22 protein-coding genes and 1 tRNA gene are annotated in these 20,329 nt (G+C 46.2%); 4 read left to right on the forward strand and 19 right to left on the reverse strand.

Translation table 11 applies throughout. The annotated features are described in order from the left end of the window. Positions 1–4: 4 nt before the first annotated feature. The 5 genes from ACLUWI_RS05550 to ACLUWI_RS05570 all read right to left on the reverse strand — a co-directional run bounded on the left by ACLUWI_RS05550 (position 5) and on the right by ACLUWI_RS05570 (position 4,712). Positions 5–1,201, reverse strand: coding sequence for a phosphopentomutase (locus ACLUWI_RS05550; protein WP_412146505.1), 1,197 nt, complete (start codon positions 1,199–1,201; stop codon positions 5–7). A 47-nt stretch (positions 1,202–1,248) separates the two neighbouring features. Then, positions 1,249–1,923: a deoxyribose-phosphate aldolase gene (gene deoC / locus ACLUWI_RS05555; protein ID WP_412146506.1), complete on the reverse strand. Its 675-nt coding sequence runs from the start codon at positions 1,921–1,923 to the stop codon at positions 1,249–1,251. Positions 1,924–2,134: 211 nt separating this feature from the next. Continuing rightward, positions 2,135–2,779 carry a tRNA (guanosine(46)-N7)-methyltransferase TrmB gene (gene trmB / locus ACLUWI_RS05560; protein WP_412146507.1) on the reverse strand — a complete coding sequence of 215 codons (645 nt, stop codon included), beginning with the start codon at positions 2,777–2,779 and terminating at the stop codon, positions 2,135–2,137. 9 nt (positions 2,780–2,788) lie between these two features. Further along, positions 2,789–3,982, reverse strand: a complete 1,194-nt coding sequence (locus ACLUWI_RS05565; RefSeq protein WP_412146508.1) for an ABC transporter permease — start codon at positions 3,980–3,982, stop codon at positions 2,789–2,791. Continuing rightward, on the reverse strand, positions 3,975–4,712 hold the full coding sequence (locus tag ACLUWI_RS05570; RefSeq protein WP_412146509.1) for an ABC transporter ATP-binding protein: 738 nt from the start codon (positions 4,710–4,712) through the stop codon (positions 3,975–3,977). Before ACLUWI_RS05570 ends, ACLUWI_RS05565 begins: the two co-directional genes overlap by 8 nt. A gap of 131 nt (positions 4,713–4,843) precedes the next feature. Between ACLUWI_RS05570 and ACLUWI_RS05575 the strand changes: the two genes are divergently transcribed. Next, the gene (locus ACLUWI_RS05575; RefSeq protein ID WP_412146510.1) at positions 4,844–5,272 is read left to right on the forward strand and encodes an HIT family protein; all 429 of its coding nucleotides are present in this window, start codon (positions 4,844–4,846) and stop codon (positions 5,270–5,272) included. Positions 5,273–5,274: 2 nt separating this feature from the next. Next, on the forward strand, positions 5,275–5,499 hold the full coding sequence (locus ACLUWI_RS05580) for a hypothetical protein (RefSeq protein WP_412146511.1): 225 nt from the start codon (positions 5,275–5,277) through the stop codon (positions 5,497–5,499). Between the two features lie 199 nt (positions 5,500–5,698). On the opposite strand, the gene ACLUWI_RS05585 is transcribed toward ACLUWI_RS05580, so the two are convergent. The 8 genes from ACLUWI_RS05585 to ACLUWI_RS05620 form a co-directional block, all read right to left on the reverse strand. Further along, a complete protein-coding gene (locus tag ACLUWI_RS05585) occupies positions 5,699–6,679 on the reverse strand; it encodes a peptidylprolyl isomerase (protein WP_412146512.1) in 981 nt (326 codons plus the stop codon). Positions 6,680–6,780: 101 nt separating this feature from the next. Continuing rightward, a complete protein-coding gene (locus ACLUWI_RS05590; protein WP_412146513.1) occupies positions 6,781–7,746 on the reverse strand; it encodes a 3'-5' exoribonuclease YhaM family protein in 966 nt (321 codons plus the stop codon). A 53-nt stretch (positions 7,747–7,799) separates the two neighbouring features. Beyond that, complete coding sequence (locus tag ACLUWI_RS05595) at positions 7,800–8,177, reverse strand: YlbF family regulator (RefSeq protein WP_412146514.1); 378 nt, start codon at positions 8,175–8,177, stop codon at positions 7,800–7,802. A 66-nt stretch (positions 8,178–8,243) separates the two neighbouring features. Continuing rightward, positions 8,244–10,343: a PBP1A family penicillin-binding protein gene (locus tag ACLUWI_RS05600; RefSeq protein ID WP_412146515.1), complete on the reverse strand. Its 2,100-nt coding sequence runs from the start codon at positions 10,341–10,343 to the stop codon at positions 8,244–8,246. Between the two features lie 237 nt (positions 10,344–10,580). Continuing rightward, positions 10,581–12,269, reverse strand: coding sequence for an arginine--tRNA ligase (argS, locus tag ACLUWI_RS05605; protein ID WP_412146516.1), 1,689 nt, complete (start codon positions 12,267–12,269; stop codon positions 10,581–10,583). Between the two features lie 320 nt (positions 12,270–12,589). After that, positions 12,590–13,486, reverse strand: a complete 897-nt coding sequence (locus tag ACLUWI_RS05610) for a M48 family metallopeptidase (RefSeq protein WP_412146517.1) — start codon at positions 13,484–13,486, stop codon at positions 12,590–12,592. 772 nt (positions 13,487–14,258) lie between these two features. Continuing rightward, a tRNA-Gly gene (locus ACLUWI_RS05615) sits at positions 14,259–14,329 on the reverse strand. Positions 14,330–14,410: 81 nt separating this feature from the next. Beyond that, positions 14,411–14,761, reverse strand: a complete 351-nt coding sequence (locus ACLUWI_RS05620; protein ID WP_048345298.1) for a hypothetical protein — start codon at positions 14,759–14,761, stop codon at positions 14,411–14,413. A gap of 154 nt (positions 14,762–14,915) precedes the next feature. Here ACLUWI_RS05620 and ACLUWI_RS05625 point away from each other — a divergent pair, with 154 nt between their 5' ends. Beyond that, a complete protein-coding gene (locus ACLUWI_RS05625) occupies positions 14,916–15,254 on the forward strand; it encodes a hypothetical protein (protein ID WP_412146518.1) in 339 nt (112 codons plus the stop codon). 90 nt (positions 15,255–15,344) lie between these two features. Here the strand turns inward: ACLUWI_RS05625 and folP are convergent, their stop codons facing one another. From folP to folB, 6 genes are read right to left on the reverse strand one after another with little or no spacing between them, the layout of a single operon-like run. After that, positions 15,345–16,484: a dihydropteroate synthase gene (folP, locus tag ACLUWI_RS05630; protein ID WP_412146519.1), complete on the reverse strand. Its 1,140-nt coding sequence runs from the start codon at positions 16,482–16,484 to the stop codon at positions 15,345–15,347. Next, a complete protein-coding gene (locus ACLUWI_RS05635) occupies positions 16,481–17,083 on the reverse strand; it encodes a non-canonical purine NTP pyrophosphatase (RefSeq protein WP_412146520.1) in 603 nt (200 codons plus the stop codon). Before ACLUWI_RS05635 ends, folP begins: the two co-directional genes overlap by 4 nt. A 1-nt stretch (position 17,084) precedes the next feature. Next, complete coding sequence (locus ACLUWI_RS05640; RefSeq protein ID WP_412146521.1) at positions 17,085–18,359, reverse strand: bifunctional folylpolyglutamate synthase/dihydrofolate synthase; 1,275 nt, start codon at positions 18,357–18,359, stop codon at positions 17,085–17,087. After that, positions 18,356–18,928, reverse strand: coding sequence for a GTP cyclohydrolase I FolE (gene folE / locus ACLUWI_RS05645; RefSeq protein ID WP_412146522.1), 573 nt, complete (start codon positions 18,926–18,928; stop codon positions 18,356–18,358). The genes ACLUWI_RS05640 and folE overlap by 4 nt, the downstream gene beginning before the upstream one ends. Before the next feature lie 8 nt (positions 18,929–18,936). Beyond that, the gene (folK, locus tag ACLUWI_RS05650; protein ID WP_412146523.1) at positions 18,937–19,419 is read right to left on the reverse strand and encodes a 2-amino-4-hydroxy-6-hydroxymethyldihydropteridine diphosphokinase; all 483 of its coding nucleotides are present in this window, start codon (positions 19,417–19,419) and stop codon (positions 18,937–18,939) included. Next, complete coding sequence (gene folB / locus ACLUWI_RS05655) at positions 19,412–19,777, reverse strand: dihydroneopterin aldolase (protein WP_412146529.1); 366 nt, start codon at positions 19,775–19,777, stop codon at positions 19,412–19,414. The genes folK and folB overlap by 8 nt, the downstream gene beginning before the upstream one ends. A 119-nt stretch (positions 19,778–19,896) precedes the next feature. On the opposite strand from folB, the gene ACLUWI_RS05660 reads away from it, so the two are divergent. After that, positions 19,897–20,184: a heavy metal-binding domain-containing protein gene (locus ACLUWI_RS05660; RefSeq protein WP_412146524.1), complete on the forward strand. Its 288-nt coding sequence runs from the start codon at positions 19,897–19,899 to the stop codon at positions 20,182–20,184. Positions 20,185–20,329 lie beyond the last annotated feature (145 nt).

Consider the following 20,329-nt stretch of genomic DNA (forward strand, 5'->3'; position numbering starts at 1 on the left):
TTAACTAGTTTTCAATTGCCGCCAAAAAACTCGTGCCAACTTGATTGCCGGCAACACCAAAGTTTTCCATGATCGTTGCCCCCAAATCAGCAAACGTCCCACGCGTTCCCAACGACTGACCAGGATGTTTCATTGACGGCGAGTAAGCTAGCAGCGGCGTCACTTCTCTGGTATGGTCCGTACCGCGGAAACAAGGATCATTGCCATGGTCAGCCGTGATCAAAAGCAGATCGTCTTCCCGCATGTTTTCAAGCACCGTCCCCAGCCGCTTGTCAAAGTCCATCAAAGCCTTGCCAAAGCCTTCTGGATTGCGACGGTGCCCATACATGGCATCAAAGTCGACTAAATTAACAAAACAGAAGCCATGAAAATCTTCTTTCATTACATGGTCAACATGGTCCATGCCATCCATATTGCTTTCATTGTGATAGCCTTCCGTAATACCATGACCAGAGAAAATGTCATTGATCTTACCGATTCCAATAACGTCCAAGCCAGCTGCCTTTAAATGATCCAGATCAGTTTCACCAGTTGGCTCTAGGCTGAAGTCGTGGCGGTTAGCCGTTCTGACAAAATGATCCTTGTCTGGGCCAACGTATGGTCGCGCAATGATCCGGCCAACCGTATATTCAGGACCATTAACCAGCGTCCGCGCATAGCGACAGATGCGGTAGAGTTCTTCAACCGGAATCACGTCTTCATGCGCCGCAATCTGAAGAACCGAATCCCCTGAAGTATAGACAATCAAGTCACCGGTCTTCATCTGCTGCTCGCCATAGTCATGGATAACCTCCGTCCCTGAATATGGCTTGTTGACAATCACCTTACGACCAGAAAAGGCTTCCAGTTTTTGAATGATGCTGTCGGGAAAACCGTTTGGGAACGTTGACAACGGCTTTTTAACCGGCAGCTCCATCATTTCCCAGTGACCATCCATACTGTCCTTACCGGCCGAAATCTCAGCCATCTTGCCAAAGCAACCCATTGCTGGATCAGCTGTCGGCACGCCTTGAATCGGATCGGCCGAGCGAATGTTGCTCAGTCCCAGTTTGGCTAAGTTAGGCAATGCCAGCTTACCTTGATACCATTTGCCAATGTGGCCTAAGGTATCGGCACCATCATCACCAAACTTCAATGCATCAGGTGCCTCGCCAATCCCTACAGAATCCAAAACAATTCCAAATACTCGTTGATACGTCATAATCTTTCCTCCCCTGAATCGATCTTAAAAGACGTTTCAAACCAATTTTATTGCCGAGCAGCTTCTTCTAGAATTTGGACCGAAGCGGAAACTCCCAAGCGGTTTGCTCCTGCTTCGATCATTGCATAGGCTTCATCTAAATGGTGAATACCACCCGAAGCCTTGATCTTAAAGTCTGGACCAACTGCCTTGCGCATCAATGCCACATCTTCAGCTTTGGCACCGCCAGTTGAAAAGCCGGTTGAAGTCTTAACAAAATCAGCACCACCAGCCACCGTCAGCTTAGAGGCAATCGTTTTTTCCTCATCAGTCAACAGACAGGTTTCAATAATTACCTTCAAAAGCTTGTGGTGAGCGTGGACAGCTTGGGCAACCTCGCGAATGTCCTGCTCAACGATTTCTTGGTGACCAGATTTCAATTCGCCAATGTTGATGACCATGTCAATTTCATCAGCACCGTTTTCGATAGCATCAACTGCTTCAGCAACCTTGACCTTAGTCGTAGAAGCCCCCAGAGGAAAGCCAATGACCGTGCAGGTGTTGACATCTGTTTCCTTCAAGCGATCGGCAGTATACTTAACCCAGTAAGGATTGATGCAGACTGAAGCAGTGTTGTATTTGATGGCTTCGTTAATGCATTGGTCAATCATTGCTTGCGTAGCGTCTGGCTTGAGCATCGTGTGATCCATGTATTTGGCTAGTTGTGCTGTTGTAAGTTTCATTTTTGTAACCCCTTTCATTAGTGAACGCTTTTACTATACCACGTTTTGAAATAAATTCCATACTTTTTAAGAAATTATTTTCGGAGGCTGCGTGAACGATTTTATCAATAGCAAACAAAAAAAGCTTGGCCGTGGGTAATTCTCCCATGACCAAGCCACTAAAAAAATCTGGCAGTGATTCATTGTCACTGTCAGATTGTGCCGCCCAATCTTAAGCAAAATGAGCCTTTAGTTTATAGATTGGCTGTCCTTTTGCCGCAAATTTTTGTTCATATTCCGTTTCAACATTATTTTCGTTTTCATCGCTGTGATGCAGATCCAGCCAAACACCGTCATACTGCATGCCATAATTGTTCATACTGATCAGTGAGAATTCAAAAAAGCCCATGTTGTCAGTTTTTAACTCGATCGTTCCCTTAGGCACCAAAACTTTTTCATAATTTGCCAAAAAAGTCTTGTAAGTCAGCCGACGCTTGGCATGTCGTGATTTCGGCCATGGATCAGAAAAATTCAAAAACAGTCGATCGATCTCGCCATCCGCAAAGAACTCGTCCAAGCCCGCTCCATTGGCACAGATAAACTGCAGGTTCGGCAGTTCTTCATCTTCCAGCGACTTTTTCAAGGCAATCCCCGCCACGGTGGAAACCACATCTAGACCGATAAAATTGACTTCTGGATGCGCCTTGGCCATGCCAATTGCAAACTGCCCCTTGCCCATACCGACTTCAAGCCAGATTGGCTGTTCTTTGGCAAAACGGCTCTGCCACTTGCCCTTAAACTGAGCCGGATCAGTGGTGATTTTTTCAGGATGGGCCTCAATCAGTGGTTCGGCCCATTTTTTGTGTTTTACTCGCATTGGTTATCCTCACTTTTGCATTTTCTTTTTGAAATAAAAATTAATCAGCCAGTACAGTTCCAGACTGCCTAAAATCAGACAGCTCAATAGACTCATCCAGTCAAATTCAGTGCCAAGACTGGCCAGGATCAGCAACAGACTCAAGCTGATCACGACCTTTTTTAAAAGCGCCTGGAAATCAGTCAGCTGAGTGGCTTGCTCAATCGGGTAGAGATGGGTAAAGACATTGTTTTGATAATGCTGTGCAAATGGCATCAGCTGTACGGCAATCAAATAAATAAACAGCAGTGCCAGTAAGCAGCGCAGCCAACTCAATGGCACGAAAAATACGATCAGCATCCCCACGATCGTCAATCTGCCTACCAGGCCGCTAGTTTCCGTATCCCGCAAAAACCCGCGTGCATATAGATAAGACCAGGCATGATCAGGAATCGTCAGCCAATGAATCAACCCATTAGCCCAGGCGCGACGCTTGATTCCGCCTCTAACGCTGGGCACGTCGGTAAACAGATTAAAGAAACGATAGATGTCATACATTCGCTTCTGTTCGGCATCAACGGCCGCTCGCCAGTCCAAATCCTGCCTTTTCAACCCAATCTTAATGACCAGGTAGATCAGCACCGCGCCCACGCAGCCCCAGACCGGCGCAATCAGCCAGCAGATCAAACCAGCCAAAAGCGGCGCGATCCATTGTCCCAATCGCAATTGCTTGGCATACCGCGACCATTGCAGACTTAGTTGAGCTTTGGCCAGTTCCATCCAGGAAAGCTTGGCAACAAAACCTGCCAAGAGCAATTCCAAAACATCTGGCGTGGTCAGCTTGATCTCAACCATGGCTAAGGGCAGCGCGATAATCAAAAGTCCCAGCGACATCAATTCGCCCAGTACTAAACTGTATGAAAAAGCCTGGTTGAGATATTTCTTGATGCCATCAGACTGAGGCAGCAAAAATACGGGATCGGCTGGTTTCAGCAAAGTAGCAAAGCGACCGACCTGCATTACCAAGACGAACCACAAGATCAAAAGCCAGCGAATCCACCATGCGCTAGCGTTGAGCGTCTTGAGCCATTGTGCATAGGTATAGGCCAGTGCGCCAATCATAAAGAACAGCGCGATCGTGAATTGATCGTTAAATACCAGCCGCCAATACTTCATCAGCCGTAGCAGATGAGCTTGCCGCCGTTTTTTAAAAAGACTATTCATCGCTCTCATCCCTTGCCAAGCGCAGATAGATATCATCCAGCGTTTCTCCGGCCCCAGCGGCTTTTTGCTGCAGCTCCTTTAGCGTACCATGCGCCTTTACCTGACCATGTGCCAGCAGAATAAAACGATCACAGTAGCGCTGAGCCGTGTCCAAAACGTGCGTCGACATCAAGATACCTGCTCCCTGGGCCTTTTTTTCTTCAATCAGGTTCAACAAATCATGAACTGCCAGTGGATCCAGACCATAAAACGGCTCATCGACAATGAACAGCTTGGCATCCGTCATAAAGGCACTGACGATCATCACTTTTTGCTTCATCCCCTTGGAAAAATTGGCGGGAAACCAGTCCAGCTTATTGTCCAAGCGAAAAGTTTTCAGCAGTTGATGGGCTTTTTGCCAGGCCTGATCTTGATCCAGACCATATGCCAGCATCGTCAGTTCCAAATGCTCTTTTAGCGTCAGTTCATCATACAGGATTGGCGTTTCCGGCACATAGGCGATCTGACGCTTATAGGCTGCGGCATTTTCCTGCAGCTTTTGACCATTTAAGGCAATTGACCCAGAAAACGGCCGCAATAAGCCGATAACATGATTGATCGTCGTTGACTTGCCGGCCCCATTTAAACCAATCAAGCCAACCAGTTCGCCTGGCTGCACGTTAAAAGAAACGTCTTTTAAAACCGGCAGCTGCGAATAGCCACCCGTTAAATGTTCAACTTCCAGCGCCATTGTCATCCCTTCTTTGTCTTTCTTGCTTGCCTAACCGAGTAATTATACCATACTGATTATAACTAACTAAGGGTGCAGTTTTTGGAAAATTCGTTTATACTTAAAAAAAATTGAAAAGAGGTATTCTCAGAATGGAAGATTGTATTTTTTGCAAGATTATCAATGGTGAGATTCCTAGCTACACAGTCTACGAAGATGATGTCGTCAAAGCCTTTTTAGACATTTCGCAAAACACGCCCGGCCACACGCTGGTCGTACCAAAAAAGCACGTTCAAGACATCTTTGAATATGACTCTGAACTAGCAGCAGCCGTGTTCAGTCGACTGCCAAAGATTGCCCGGGCCATTCGCGATTCCAATCCTGACATCAAGGGCATGAATATTTTAAACAACAATGGCGCCGTCGCCTACCAGTCCGTTTTCCATTCCCACATTCATCTGATTCCGCGCTACAGCGACAAAGATAATTTTGGAATTACATTTTCAGACAACTCAAGCCAATATGATGAGCAGAAGTATCAAGCTGTTCAACAATCAATTATCGATCAATTCGGTGATTAGCCATGTTCGACGACTTCAAAAACGCTGGTCGCGATACTTTAAACGCCGCTAAGAATTTACAGACGCAGCTGGGCAAACTGAATCAGAGCGTGATGAAACTGAACCAGGCAATGGATGGCGTCAGCGAGTTTACCCGCGCTGCTCAGCACGCCATTGATCTTTGGCAGTTTAAAAATGAACCGCGACTGACCAAGATTCAAAAACTATTGTCTAAATATCAAGCATAACAAAATGGGGCCCCTAGTCATTTGACAAGGAGTCCCTTTTTTATCGCGCTAACGCTGCAAAAAGAGGCTGGGAAAAAAGTCTCAAAACTTAAAAATCGCTAGAAACCACGTTACTGAAAACGTTGATTTCTAGCGATTTTTCATATTACTATTTTCTAAAATTCATCTGAAAATATAGTTTCTTCCCAACCTCTTTTGATTAGTTGGAACTGGAAGCTGAATCAGCACTAGAGCTGGAAGCCGAGCTCGAACTCTTGCTTGAACTGGAAGTCGAGCTGGTTGAACTAGAGCTGGTCGTCAGGTATTCATCCAAGATGTTCTTTAAGTCGCTGTCCTTGATTGAAACATTACCCTTCTTCAGAACCTTGGAGACAACGTTTTGCAGGAAGGTTGAATCGTTCATGTTTTCTTCGACGATCTGCTGCTTCAATTGAGCGATGTGGTTGCTCTTCTTACCCTTGGCTGGGTGCTTGATCATGTAGATGACCTGGTAGCCGCTGTCGGTTTTGACCGGCGTCGTCGTGTATTCGCCAGTCTTAAGCTTAAAGGCGGCCTTCTTGTAAGCTGAGTCAAGCGAGGTGTCAGTGTTGTCAAAGGCTGCTACCTTACCACCGTTACTCTTGTTTGAAGTATCTGTTGACTTTTCCTTGGCCAGTTTCTTAAATGCTTTGTACTTATCGCCAGAAGTATTGTTCAGCTCATCAATAATTGCCTGAGCATCAGACTTTGAGCCCACCAGGATCTCAGCCGTCTGAACCTTTGGCTGGTACTTCTTCCATTGCTTGTTCAAAGCCTTGTTGGAGAAGTTGGAGTAATGGCGAACGGCCGCTTGCAAAAGCAGGTTGGAGCGAATCTGCTGCTTAAGCGTCTTGGTAGTCAAGCCATTTTGCTGCAGAACCGTTGAGAATGATGAACCATACTGCTTCTTGTAGGTGTTGTATTCGCTGTTGACCTTGCTATTGGAGACTTGGGAGCCATACTGCTTTTCCAGCACCTTATCCAAGATCATCTGCTGCAGGACCTGCTTACCAGCAGATGTCTGCTTCATGCTGCTGTAGTATTCGCTTTCGGTAATCTTGCCACCGCTAGTCGTTGCAACAGCCTTATTGCCACAGGCAGCTAATGGCAGCATTAAAGAAATTCCGGCTAAAATTGCCAAAGCTTTTTTCTTTGCGTTCACTAAATTACACATCCTTTAGTTTATTAAGAATTTACTCGTGATAAATTTACCAGTCTAATATAACACAACCACTCCCAGATTAAACCCGGCTTAGACAATGTTTAGCTTTTCTTCAAAGTTTCTTCATTGGTCGGTCGATAAAAACGGCGATTATCCAGGCTGAACAAGCGGTCGGTATACTCACCAGGCGCGGTTTGCTTCAAAGCCGTCTGAATCATCATGATCGAGGCATCCAGCTCATCTAGATGATGCAGAATCTCGGCTTCCAAAAGCTGGGGCCGCGCCGGCGAGCCATATTCCAACAGGCCATGGTGGGAAAGAATCATATGCCGCAGCAAAATTACCTTGGGCGCCTCAGGATCAAGGTCCAGCTCATCACAAGCCTGTACGATCTCACCATCCAAAAGCGAGATATGTCCAATCAGATTTCCCATCACGGTATATTGAGTCGCAATTGGCCCACTCAGCTCAATAGTCTTACCCAAATCATGCAGCATTGCACCAGCATAAAGCAAGGCGGCATTGATTCCCGGATACTGATCAGCAACCGAGCGTGCCAGCCGCAGAATCGACAGTGTGTGAAAGGCCAAGCCGCCTACAAAGGCATGGTGGTTGCTTTTAGCCGCTGGGTAGGAGAATAATTTGTCGCCGTGCTTACTAAACAGATGCCCGGCAATCTTTTTCCAAATTGGTTCATCGATTAGATCAAAAAACTCGCGAAATCCTGCTTTTAACTGGGCCGTTGTTTCTGGAGCTCGCGGAACGAACAATAGCGGATCATGCAGCTCATTGTCACCGGCCAAACGAATTGTTTCAATCTTAATCTGAGGCCGGTCGCGATACGTTTCACGCTGACCTTTGACATTGACGACTTTGCCAGCCTGCAGTTCGGTAATTTCATTTGGCATCGCATCCCAGCGCATTCCGCCAATCTCGCCGGAAACATCAGCCAAAGTCAATGCCAGATAAGGTTTGCCGGCACTGGTAGTCTTGGCTGCTGCTTCTTTAATCAAGGCGAAAAGCTGCATTTCCTCGCCATCTTGGTATTGTGCAATCAATTTGGCCATTTTTTCACCGCCTTTAAAAAACGGAACCGCAAACTACGATTCCGTTTTAAAAATTATTTTTCCGCGCCGCCGTTTTGTTCTGGCATCGCTTCACGATACAGTTCCGCAATTGGTGCCGTAATCGTCTTGCTGATCTGTTGAATCATGTCATCAAGCTGGCGTTCCTTAACCATCAGATTTTTAATGGCGTCTTTTTGACCAACTTCTTTAGCCAGGTCTTGAACTTCCTTGATTTCTTCTTCCGTCAGCTGCGCACCTTGCATTTGCTTTTGTTGAGCCTGCATTTGCTTTTCTTGGAATTTTTGGAAAGTACCAAATGCATCCTCATCCTTCTTAAGTTCTGCAAAAGCTTCCTTCAATGCTTGGAATTCCTGCGTTTCCCGCATTTGGCGCTCCATTTCGTTTGCCGTGTCGTAGATGTTGACAACCATAATCGGCATACCTCCTATAATTCATTGCTTTTTAGATTGTAACATTATGCCTCATTTAAGGCAAAGCTACTGAAACATTGACTGCAAAGAGCTCCACCAATCACTGGCCTTTTGCTTGAGCGTGCTGCCGCTGTTATTTAAATCGTTGGCAAAACTGCTCCACCAACTGCTGCCGGTCTTACCTTGCTTAGCCGTAGCCTTAGCCTGAGCATCCTTGACTGTAAACTGTGTCCCAGCTGTTTCAGGCAGAATAGCACTCATTTCAGCCTTGTAGAGCACGCTGATGTTTTTGCTGGTAACGTCAGCCAGCTGCTGAGACTCGGTCGTACTGTCATAACCTTCCCAGGTCGCAACGACAATGTCTGGCGTATAGCCCACGATCCATTTATCACGATCGCCATCGCCAATTCCCGAATCAGTTGTCCCCGTCTTGCCGGCCAGCTCATAGCCGTCTGGTTTTGCCGATACCCCGGTTCCATGCTTGAACACGCCCAAAAGCATGCTGGTCATCTCGTTGCTGATTTTTTTAGAGATAATCTGCTTAGCTGGCTTGGCCCGATAACGCTTGATCACCTTGCCGTTTGCATCCTCAATCTTGACGATGTAGTGGGCAGTTGGCAGTTTACCGCCATTGGCAAAAACCGAGTAGGCACGAGCCATCTGCTGAGGCGACACGCCGTTTGACATCCCGCCCAGCGCCAGAGCCAGGTTCTTGTCGCTCTTTTCAACTGGAAGACCAAATTTCTCAGCCATCTGGTAGCCGGCATTGACGCCAATCTTGTTCAAAAGCCAGACCGCTGGCGCATTAAGACTCTCATACAACGCCTTATACATTGGCACGCTGCCGCTGTACGTATTGTCATAGTTTTTCGGCGTGTAGTGATTGCTGCCATAAGACGTCTTCTTGTCTTGCAGCGTTGAGTCATAGAAATATCCTTTTTCCAGTGCCGGTGTGTAAACAACGATCGGCTTAATGGTTGATCCTGGCTGCCGCCGCATCTGAGTAGCACGGTTATAGCCTCTAAAGACGTGTTTGCCACGGCCACCGACAACCGCCGTTACGCCACCAGTCTTAGGATCCATGGCAAGCGAGGCTGATTGAACCATCGTTGAGCCGGTGGAGCTGTCTGGGAAGTTGCTGTCGTCATCATAGGTATCCTGCATGGCTTTTTGCTGATTTTGGTCCAGCGTCGTGTAGATCTTATAGCCGTTGTTCATAATGTCTTTTTCTGACAGATGATAAGTATTGACGGCCTCGCTGATTACGGCATCAAAGTAGTATGGATACTTATAGGTGTCAGGACTGGTATAGCCATTAGTAATCGTCAGCGGCGTCTTTTTATAGGCATCAGCCTGCGACTGGGTCAGTTTCTTATTTTCGACCATCAACTGCAGGACCACATTGCGGCGATTCTTGGTAGCAGTAGGATGCTTGACGGGATCATAAATTCCTGGTGAGGTCAGCATCCCCGCTAGCGTGGCCGCCTGTGGAACCGTTAATTCGCTGGCGTCTTCGTTAAAATAGCGCTTGGCCGCATCCTGCACGCCCCAGACGCCATTGCCAAAGTAGGCATTATTAAGATACATGGTAAGAATCTGTTTTTTGGAGTATTGATTCTCAACTTCAATTGCAATAAAGATCTCTTTAGCTTTCCGAGAAAAAGTCTGTTCTTGGCTCAAAAAGGCATTCTTGACCAATTGCTGTGTTAAAGTCGAACCCCCGCCTGAAATATAGTCGCGGCCCAACAGCTTGTTTTTGACCAGCAGCAGTGCCGCCCGTCCCAAGCCGCGAACCGAGAAGCCGTGCTCTTGATAAAAGCGGCGATCCTCAGTTGAAAGCACTGCATCCGGTACGTTTGAAGAAATCCTGCTTAATTTGACGTAGGTTCCCTTTTGCGAATAAAGGCTGCCGGCCGACTTACCCTTGCTGTCGTAAATCATAGTCGGCTGTTCCAGGCGGCGCTCCAGATCCTTGACGTTGGCTGTTTTGGCAACAAACGTCAGATAGATGCTGATCATCAAAAACAGCGACATTAAGACAACGATAATCCAGCGCGTCAGCTGAAAACGATGCCAGAAATATTTAAAATGCGTCCAAAACGTCTGCCAGTTTTTGCCTAGCCAAGCTTTAAAACGTATTTTCCAATCAGATATTGGTTGTTTCATTTAAATTTTCCTCATGTTTGAAATTCACCCCGTAATTTTATCACAAACAGTCCTTTTTGGTATCAGTCGCCAAGGCAGTCCATTAAAACTTATCCAAAACGCAAACAATCATGCCTAAGACTCATCTTTTTAAGCAACTTTTTTATCAATCAAAAAGCTCCTCACTTCAGTCATTGAAGCAAGGAGCATTCTTGATTGTCAAAGATTTACGGCAGCTATCAGCCATTAAGACATTAACTACATTTCGTCTGGAGCCTTAACACCCAGCAGTGCCAGAGCTGACTTCAAAACATCACTGACGGCTTGAACCAGGGCCAGCCGCGCCAGCTTTTGGTCATCATCAACCAGGATCCGCGTGTGAGCGTAGTATTGGTTAAAGGCCTTAGCCAATGACAAAGCGTACTTACCGATCAATGATGGGTCATACTTGATGGCGGCGCGCTTGATCGTTTCTTGGTATTGACCCAAGAGCTTGATGATGTTCCATGATTCTTCGTCATTAAGCTTCAAGTCGGCACCTGCAAGATCTGGATTGCCCGCCTTGCGCAGCAGACTCTCAGCCCGAGCATGAGCGTATTGAACGTAAGGACCGGTTTCACCTTCAAACTTAACGGCGTCTTCCAGCTTGAAGTTGATGGAGTTGGTCCGTTCGTTCTTCAAATCATGGAAGACGATCGCACCAACGCCGACTTCTTGTGCAACTTGATCAGCATTGGCCAGGTCAGGGTTCTTTTCAGCAATTTGTTGACGAGCCAGTTTGATGGATTCGTCCAGCACTTCTTCCAGTTGAACGACGTTACCTTTCCGCGTTGACATCTTCTTGCCGTTCAGCGTCATCAGACCAAATGGAATGTGGTGAATCTGCTTAGACCAGGTAAAGCCCATCGTAGCCAGCGTGGCCTTTAATTGTTGGAAGTAGTAGCTTTGTTCGGCACCAACAACATACAGTGACTGTTCAAAGCCGTACATCCGCTTTCTAAACAGCGCCGTTGCCAGGTCCCGCGTCATGTACAGCGTGGAGCCGTCTGACTTTTGAACCATAGCTGGATTCAAGTCGTACTTGGAAAGATCAACAATACCAGCCCCACGACTCTTTTGCAGCAGGTGCTTGTCGTTGAGCAGCTGCAGGATTTCATCCATCTTGTCGTTGTAGAAGGCTTCACCATTGTAGGAGTCAAATTGAACGTCTAACATATCGTAGACCTTCATGAACCGCTTCAAGGATTCAGCCCGGAACCACTTCCACAGATGAACGGCTTCTTCATCACCGTCTTCCAGCTTCCGGAACCATTCACGACCAGCTTCAGCATATTCTGGGTGTTCATCGGCTTCCGTGTTGATCTTAACGTAGTATTTTTGCAGTGTGTTGATTGGGTCAGCCTTGACAGCTTCTTCATCGCCCCACATTTCGTAGGCGGCCATCAGCTTACCAAATTGGGTGCCCCAGTCGCCAAGGTGGTCAATCTTGATCGGGTTGTAGTTGGCCTTCTTCATGATGTTGGCAATTGCGTTACCAATAACGGTTGAACGCAGGTGCCCCATACTCATTGGCTTGGCGATGTTTGGTGAGGACATGTCGATCGTAACATTGGCTTGGTGACCAAGATCCAAGTCACCGTAATGTTCTGGGTCGGCCAAGATTTCCTTTAAGATGCCAGCCCCGACATTGGCCTTGTCCAAGAAGAAGTTGATGTATGGACCGGCCGCAACGACCTTTTCAAAACCAGTTTGGTCGATCTTTTCAATCAGTTCACCAGCAATCATTTGTGGTGCCTTATGCAGCTCCTTAGCCAAAAAGAAGGTTGGGAAAGCGTAGTCCCCGTTCTTGCTGGTCTTTGGCCGTTCTAACTTATTTTTGATGTCTTCAATGCTCATATCTGGCAATGCAGTCTGCAGCGCCGTAGCAACCTGTGTTTTTTCGTCCATGTTTTACCTCCTAAATAAAAAACGCCTCCAACGAACCCCAAAGTCCATTAGAGACGAGAAATTTCCCGCGGTACCACTCTAGTTGAATGTGCAACATTCCACTCAAATGATATTTAAATGTCTTACCAAAGCGCGTTCAAGAGACCAGCTGCACCTGCCTTCCAGCAACGCAGGCTCGCTTGCCAGCGGCTACCTCTCTAATATTCTTCAGCTTTTTATACAATTTCAGATTATACCAGTTCAACTAAAAAAGGCAAGTTACATGTTTGTTACGATAATAGATTTTTCAGTCGTGCGATCGTTTTTCTAATTCTGTATTTTTAAGACGCCGATTCTTTCAACCGCTCAATTCGCTTTTCTAATGGCGGGTGCGTATCAAACAGTTTCATCAGCCAATTACCAGGTCTGGCATTAAAGCAGATGGCATTGGTAGCTGCATCGTCAACCGGCATCTGGCGCTCATCAGATTTCAATTTCTCCAACGCACTGATCAAGCCGCTGGGATCACGGGTCATTTCAACCGAGCCCGCATCGGCCAGATATTCACGCTCTCTGGAGATAGCAAAAAACGCAATCTTGGCCAATGGAATCCCGACAATGGCAATTATGCCGCCAACCACTGCCAGACTGGCCCCGAGCATCAAAAAGATCAGCTTGATGATCCCAGCCCTGGTTTTAACGCTCATCAGGCCAATTCCGGCAATTAATAGACCCCAGCCTGAATATCTAACCAGCTCCAATAATGACATGGCAATCGTCGTAACGCGGATATCGTAGTTTTTGATATGCGCCAGCTCATGGCCCAAGACACCGCGCAGCTCTTCATCGTTCATCAGATCCAACAGTCCCTGAGTAACCGCCAGACTGGCATGTTCTGGATCACAGCCGGTTGCAAACGCATTGGGACAGTCAATCGGCAAAATGTAGATTTTTGGCATGGGCAATCCACTGGCCAAGCAAAGTTCCGATACCAATTCATAAAGACGTGGGGCAGACTTTTCATCGACCTGCCGACCGCCATTGATTTTCATCAAAACCGTCGCCGAATGCCAGTAAAACCAAATCAGATAACCAAAGCCAACCAGCCAGAAAATCCACATCCAATCAGTACCAAATGCCCAGGCAAATACCAGCCCGACGCCAATGACAATGACGCTCATAAAAATTAATAGCCAAACTGTATGGCGCCGATTACGGGCAATCTGTTCAAAAAGCATTTTCCTCCCCCCTGCGTCTTAATTATAATACAGAAAGAAAACGCTCCGGTGTCCAACATTATTTCAAAATCTCTGGACAGATGTGGTTGACTAATCTTGTCTGCAATCAACTTGTTGATGGGCAGCTGCGGTTCTCATCAAGCTTTTCCCATTGATGGATGGGGCTGTCACCATAAATTCACTCGCTAGCTGCTTTTATGATCATCAGCGAACTACCTTTGTGAAGAAAATGAGGACTTAATAGGCTACTGGCCTAGAGATTACCTACTATTTTTTGATTTCTGGCAGAAAGTAGGTAACTGTATATTCGCTCAGCTTAGCTTTACCTACTTTCGGTATCTTTTTCCGAAATAGTAGGTAAAGATGCATATTTTAGAGCTGATTGAACCAGACCGACTTTGTGAATTACCTACTATTGGGGGATTTTTGATCAATAGTAGGTAATGTTAGGATACCCTAACTCGATATGCACTGATTTTTACCTACTATGCATAGCTTTTTCGAAAAAAGTAGGTAATGAAATATTCGTCAGATGTTTTATACAAGATTTTTTGCATGACAATCGCCATTACGGCAGTTTTGGAAACCGATCAATTAATCTGCTGCTGATACTCCATCGTTTTAGATAAGACGATACTGATCGACTTTCCTAATGTTGAGACACTACCATTGTAGATTTAGATAAGATATTCCAATAATAATCGACGAACCGCCAATTAAAATTTATAAGGTAAATAAAAAAGGATGAGCAGACTGCTCATCCTTTCAACTAAGCGGGTAACGAGAATCGAACTCGCGACACAACCTTGGGAAGGTTGGGTTTTACCACTGAACTATACCCGCAAAAGCTAAGTAAAAATAACTTACTTAGCAAGTATACCTCATTAATTTAAAAATGTCATCAAGTAATTTTGATTTTTTAAACTAATTCTTGTCGGCTGGTTTTTCAATGCGTACCTTTGAAGAGCGCCGGGCCCGCGTTGCCTTTTTGCCAGTCGTCTTTTTAGCCTCTTTTTCAGCTTCTTCTTTTTCCGCTTCCACTTCGGCTTCTTTGTCTTCTGCCGTACGCGGAACTGCCTTTAACATCTTGGCCTCATCTTTGCGAATGATTGCGCGACCGTTCAATTCGTTGACACCGCTCTGGTCAGACGGATCGTAGTCTTGAATGGCAATCATAATCGAGTTTTCATATACTTTTTCGACTTCTCCGGAAAAGTCATGATCCATGGGGCCAAACTTCTTACCTTTGACAATATCGCCAATCTTGTAAAGCATGCAACTCACCTCGTCAATTTTCCCGATTGATAGCAATACATGATAGTTTACTCTTTTTGCGGCAAAATTCAAGCATCACGTATCAAACCCGGTTTTATCAGGTAAAAAATGATAAAATTTAAACAGCTAAAACTTTAGAAGAGAGGCCTTTCAAATGATCAAAACCCTAACTTTAATCGATGCCATCTGTGCAATTGCTCTTTTTATCACTGTTTTTATGGGACTACATGCCAAAATGGAAAAGCGCGTCAGTGACTGGTTCGTCCTCACGCGCTTGGCATTGATCGTTGCGGCCATTACGGCTCTGGCAACAACGCTAATGTTTTTCAGTCTGCATCCGCTGCTGTTTGTCGGCCGCATCATCTGGCTGTTGGTCGCGCTGCTTGCAATTGAGGCCGCCTTTCGTCAAAAACGTGAAACCTTTGGCAGTCCCTGGCTATTTGGGGCTACCTACCTGATCTTAATCATCAATGTCATTATCAATATTTGGTAATCAAAGCTAATTAATCAGGATTAATACGTACGATATTACAAGAAGGGCCTAAATGATACGGTCGATCTTAATCTGTGCTAATGCTGCCAATCAGCCGCGTTCCCAATATCCAGCTGTAATCGTATCAATCATTTTTACCAGCTGACGCGTTTCTTCAATATCGTGGACCCGCAGAACGCGGCCACCATGCAGATACATGTAGGTTTCCGCGATCAGGGTAACCGGAAGCCGATCATCTTTTGGCAGATCAAACAGTTTCTTACCAAAGCCCTTGCGTGAGATGGCAACCATGATTGGCCGGTTAAGGTAGCGGAATTCATCAATATTGCGCATCATCGCATAGTCCTGCTCACCATCCGCAACTTTAGAATAACCAATCCCTTCATCGATGATTACACGATCCAAATTAATGCCGGCTTCTGAGATCTTGGCCAGGTTATGTTCAAAGAAGTGCTTCATTTCAACAGTCAGATTGCCATATTCGCGGTCCCGGCTGCTGTGCATCGTTACCAGGCCAGCCCGACTGTTTTTCAACAGCTGCAGTTTGCGTTGATCATCGAAGGCTCGTACGTCATTGATAATGTCAACACCCATTGCCAAAACTTTTTCCATCACCGGTAGCTTGTAGGTATCAACGGCAATCGCAACATTCGGAAATTCTTCTTGCAGCATTTTGATTCCAGGAACGATCCGCGCCAATTCTTCTTCAGGAGAAACTTCCTTGTATCCCCCCGGCTTAGTAGTTTGACCATTGACCTCAATTACATCAGCGCCTGCCGCAACCATTTGCTGAATATGTTCACGCATGGCTTCCGGAGTGTTATAGCGTCCGCCATCATAAAATGAGTCAGGCGTAATATTCATAATGCCATAAATGATTGGCTTAGCTGAAACGTTAAAGTTAAAACGGCCTGCGCGCCAATATACGGTATGTTGGGCCGCAATCTTAGCCAACGAACGACACAGCTCCTCATCATTCGGCCACTTACTGGTTGCGCGATGGGCCATCAAATGAAAGGCCGTCAGCGGCAGCATAAACTCAACCTTACCTTTCAAATGCGCGATGGCAGCATCAAAATGATTCAAAAAATGGGCAACTTGATTCGTCAGTTCATCGTCTTGACATTCCCAGGTTAAAAACAGCATCTGCTGATTATGCGCCAGCTTGTCATAAATTGCTGAGGCCAGCGGAGACAGGTTAGCAATGTTTGTATTTTCAACAATTTTCATTTTGATGTTTCCTCCATTAGATCTAAGAGATTTTTAACGGCACGGCTGCGATGACAATAGGCCACCCAACTGGCGAAATCCATCTGGGCCAGCGTGTGATCAAGGCCAGCCGGAATCAGAATCCGGTCAAATCCTGAACCCTCATCACCATGCTGAGCCGCAGCAATCGTTCCACTCAACTCGCCATGAGCAATTTGAATGACCTGACCGTTTCTTGCCAACGCAATTACGGTTTTCATGACAAAATGCCGATCATGACCAGCAACCAATTGAATGATACCATCATTCATATCGCTTTTGGTCGCAAAACGCGGGGTGAGCTGACGCGCGGTCTCAATCCCAAATTTTTGCGGAAAAGCTTTCAATTCAAGTCCAGAGTCGTCAGCAATCACGTTTTGATCAGGCAGCAGCCGACTGACGAACTGGGCTTTTTTAGCGGCGTTTTCCTCGTAGCTGCGCTTGCCTTCTGCTGGAAATTCTTGCCGCGCCGTCAGTTGATCATAGGCAATTCCCTGCGCGCCATAAAATTCCAGAATTTGACTGATTTCGCGTTGCTTGGCTGGATTATGAGTTGCAATTATAAAACGCTTTGTCGTCATCTTAAATTCTCGCCTCGATTTCTTTGATCAGATAAAACGATCCCGTTACCAGCACCATCCCGTCCGCGCCTGCCAACGCAACTGCTTTTTGATAGGCAGTCCAGGCATCAGCAATCACCAGGGCATTCGGCAGATACTGCTGCAGTTTCTCAGCTGGTAGCGCGCGGTTTGGCTGATCTGGCGTCGCCAAAATAATCTGGGCATTCAGCTTCGCGTATTGTTGAGCCATTTGAGCAACGTTTTTATCCTTTAAAAAGCCCAGTACCAACACCAGTTTTTTGGGACATCCCAATTGATTGAGCGTTTGCGTCAACTGCGATGCCGCGTCAGGATTATGCGCGCCATCCAAAAAGCATTCTGGATGCATGCCAATCTGCTGCAAGCGCCCAGGAATCGTAATCTGTGCCAGAACCGTTTTGATTTGTTCCGCTGTGATTTCTGTCCCAGCCTGATTCAGCCAATCGACAGCCGTCAACGCGGTTTTGAGATTATCCAGCTGAAAAGCACCCAAGAGCCTAAAATCGCTTGTTAAATCAATCGTTGTCGTCTTGATCTGCAGCCGCGTTTTCGACCAACTTTGATCCAGTACTTTGACTGCAGCCTGCTTTTCACTATCCAAAAACGGCACTTGGCATTCTTGCGCTTTTTTTTGAATCTCTTGGAAAGCAGCCAATTCCTGATGCGGCGCTAAGATAACCGCGCGACTGCCTGACTTGATGATTCCAGCTTTGGCCCGTGCGATGTCTTTGATGGTTGGTCCCAGAATTCGCGTATGGTCAAGAGCAATGTGGGTGATGATTGCCAATTCAGGATCATCAATGGCATTAGTGGCGTCATTTTGGCCACCCAAACCACACTCGATGACCGCCCAATCAACTTTTTGATCGGCAAAATACTGCAGCATGACCAGCGTCCACCATTCAAAAACCGTTAGATCTGCTGTTGATAAGTCAGGCGGCAACTGCCGTTTAATTTTTTCATAAATGGCAGCAAACACCGTCCGTTTAATCATTTGACCATTGACTTGAATCTGCTCGCGCTGATCAACCATTGCTGGACTGCTGAAATGACCGACTCTAAAATTCGCGGCGCGTAAAAAATTAGCGATCAGACTGCCCGTCGAGCCCTTGCCATTGGTCCCAGCAATATGAATGATTCGATACTGGTGCTCGGGATGATTCAGTTTTGCCAACACCCGCTTAAGAATGCCTACCCGATCGCTGTCACCGCCACGCATCTGCGGATTGAGGCTGGCAATAATTTCTTCATAGTTCATTTGACCAGATCCTTAGTCTGCATTAAAAATTCCTTGCGCAGCGTCAGATCATCTTTAAATTCACCGGTAAATCTAGAAGTATAGGTAAACTGACCAGCTTTGTTGATTCCCCGCATCTCCATACACATGTGCCGAGCCGCGACTTTGATCGCAATGCCTTTCGGGTTTAAGATCCGCTGCAGCTCGTTGACCAGCTCAGTTGTCAAGCGCTCCTGCATGCCAGGCTTTTTAGCGACAAAATCAACCAGCCGCGGAATCTTGCTCAAACCAATCACTTTGCCGTCTCTTGGGACATACGCCACGCTGGCATAGCCAAAAAACGGCAGCAGATGATGCTCACACATTGAATAAAACGGAATCTGTTGGATCAATACCATTTCTGGCTGATCATCGACATGAAAAGTCTTATAGTTGCTAAAGTCTTCTGGCTGGTGGTTCAAAGATGCAAAGATTTCAGCATACATCTTGGCAACCCGCTGCGGCGTCTCTTTAAGTCCTTCACGCTGAGGATTCTCGCCAAATGCCTCTAAAAGCTCGCTGACCGCGTGTTTGATTTTTTCTTGATCCATAATTTCCCCTATTCTACTGGACGAATCCAGTTATGATCCGTGGTGTTTTGCAGCAGCTGCTTGATCCGCGCCTGATGTACCGGATCATCATCCATAACGTCCAACAGCGGCTGCAGAACGAACCGGCGATTGCCCATTTCAGGATGCGGAATCGTTAAGGAAGCCGTCTGCCATTTTTCATCTTCATAAAGGACGATATCCAGATCGATCGTCCGTGGTCCCCAGTGAATCAGCCGCCGTCGATGCAGCGACTTTTCAATGATATGCAGCCAATGAAGCAGTTCAGGCGGTGTTAGCTTTGTCTCCAAGGCCACGGCTATATTTAAAAAATCATCCTGCTTGACGCCGCCAACTGGTTCGGTTTCATAGATTGGCGAGGCCTTCAAGTTTTGATTGGCTGGATTGCGCATCAACAGGTCCAGGGCACGCGTCAGATTATCAAAACGGTCGCCCAGGTTGGTGCCGATGCTTAGATAGGCCCGCTTAGTCATTATTGCCCCCTACTACTTCAATCTCTACGTTGTCAAAAACGCCATCAATCGGCACGCTGTATTTGCGAATCCTTAAAGTAACCTGCTGCAGACTTGGGTAGTCCGCTAAAATTCTTTTTAAAAGCTGATTAGCCACGCTTTCGATCAAATCAAAGGAATGCGTCGTAACAAAGTTTTTAATGGTATCATAGACATCCGCATAACTGACGGTTTCGGTCAAATCATCATGCTGAACCCGTTCTTCAATTGGATACTGCATGTCGATGTCAATCTCCAGATTTTGTCCGAGTTTCTTTTCTTCGGCAAATACGCCGTTATAGGTATGAAACTTCATATTATTGATCCTGATGTGCCCGATGATAACCCTCTCCTTACCTGGTTTCAAAATTCAATACCACCATCATACCGCACCCATGCCCGATGCAAAATCGATATGCTAAAATAAATATTAACAAATCCAAAAAGGAAGTGACGTTCATGTTTTTAATGACTGAAAATCTGCCTACTCCTCATAAATCACTGGGTATCGTCAATGCTACCAGCCATTTAATGCTGCCCAGCGAGGCCATCGATGAATTCGAGGCTTTTGATCAGCTTTTTCCTGCCGTTGAGGAAAAATTAAAACAAAAAGCCAACGAAAAAGGTGCTGATGGCATCGTCGGGGTTCGTTTTACCACCAATGTCGCCAACGTCCAAGTCGCGCCTAAATTTCTAGTTTTAACCGGTTATGGAACGATGGTGCAGCTGCTGAATCAAAAAAGTTGATTTTTTTTGGTAAATTCGCTTGCAATATTTTAATATTAACGGTATAGTTAGTATCGTTGTCTTAGGCAACAAATAGTCAATTAAATTTGAGATGCCCCAGTGGCGGAACTGGCAGACGCGCAACGTTCAGGTCGTTGTATGGGTA

The sequence above is a fragment of the Limosilactobacillus mucosae genome (assembly GCF_046939755.1).
GTDB classification, from domain to species: domain Bacteria; phylum Bacillota; class Bacilli; order Lactobacillales; family Lactobacillaceae; genus Limosilactobacillus; species Limosilactobacillus mucosae_A.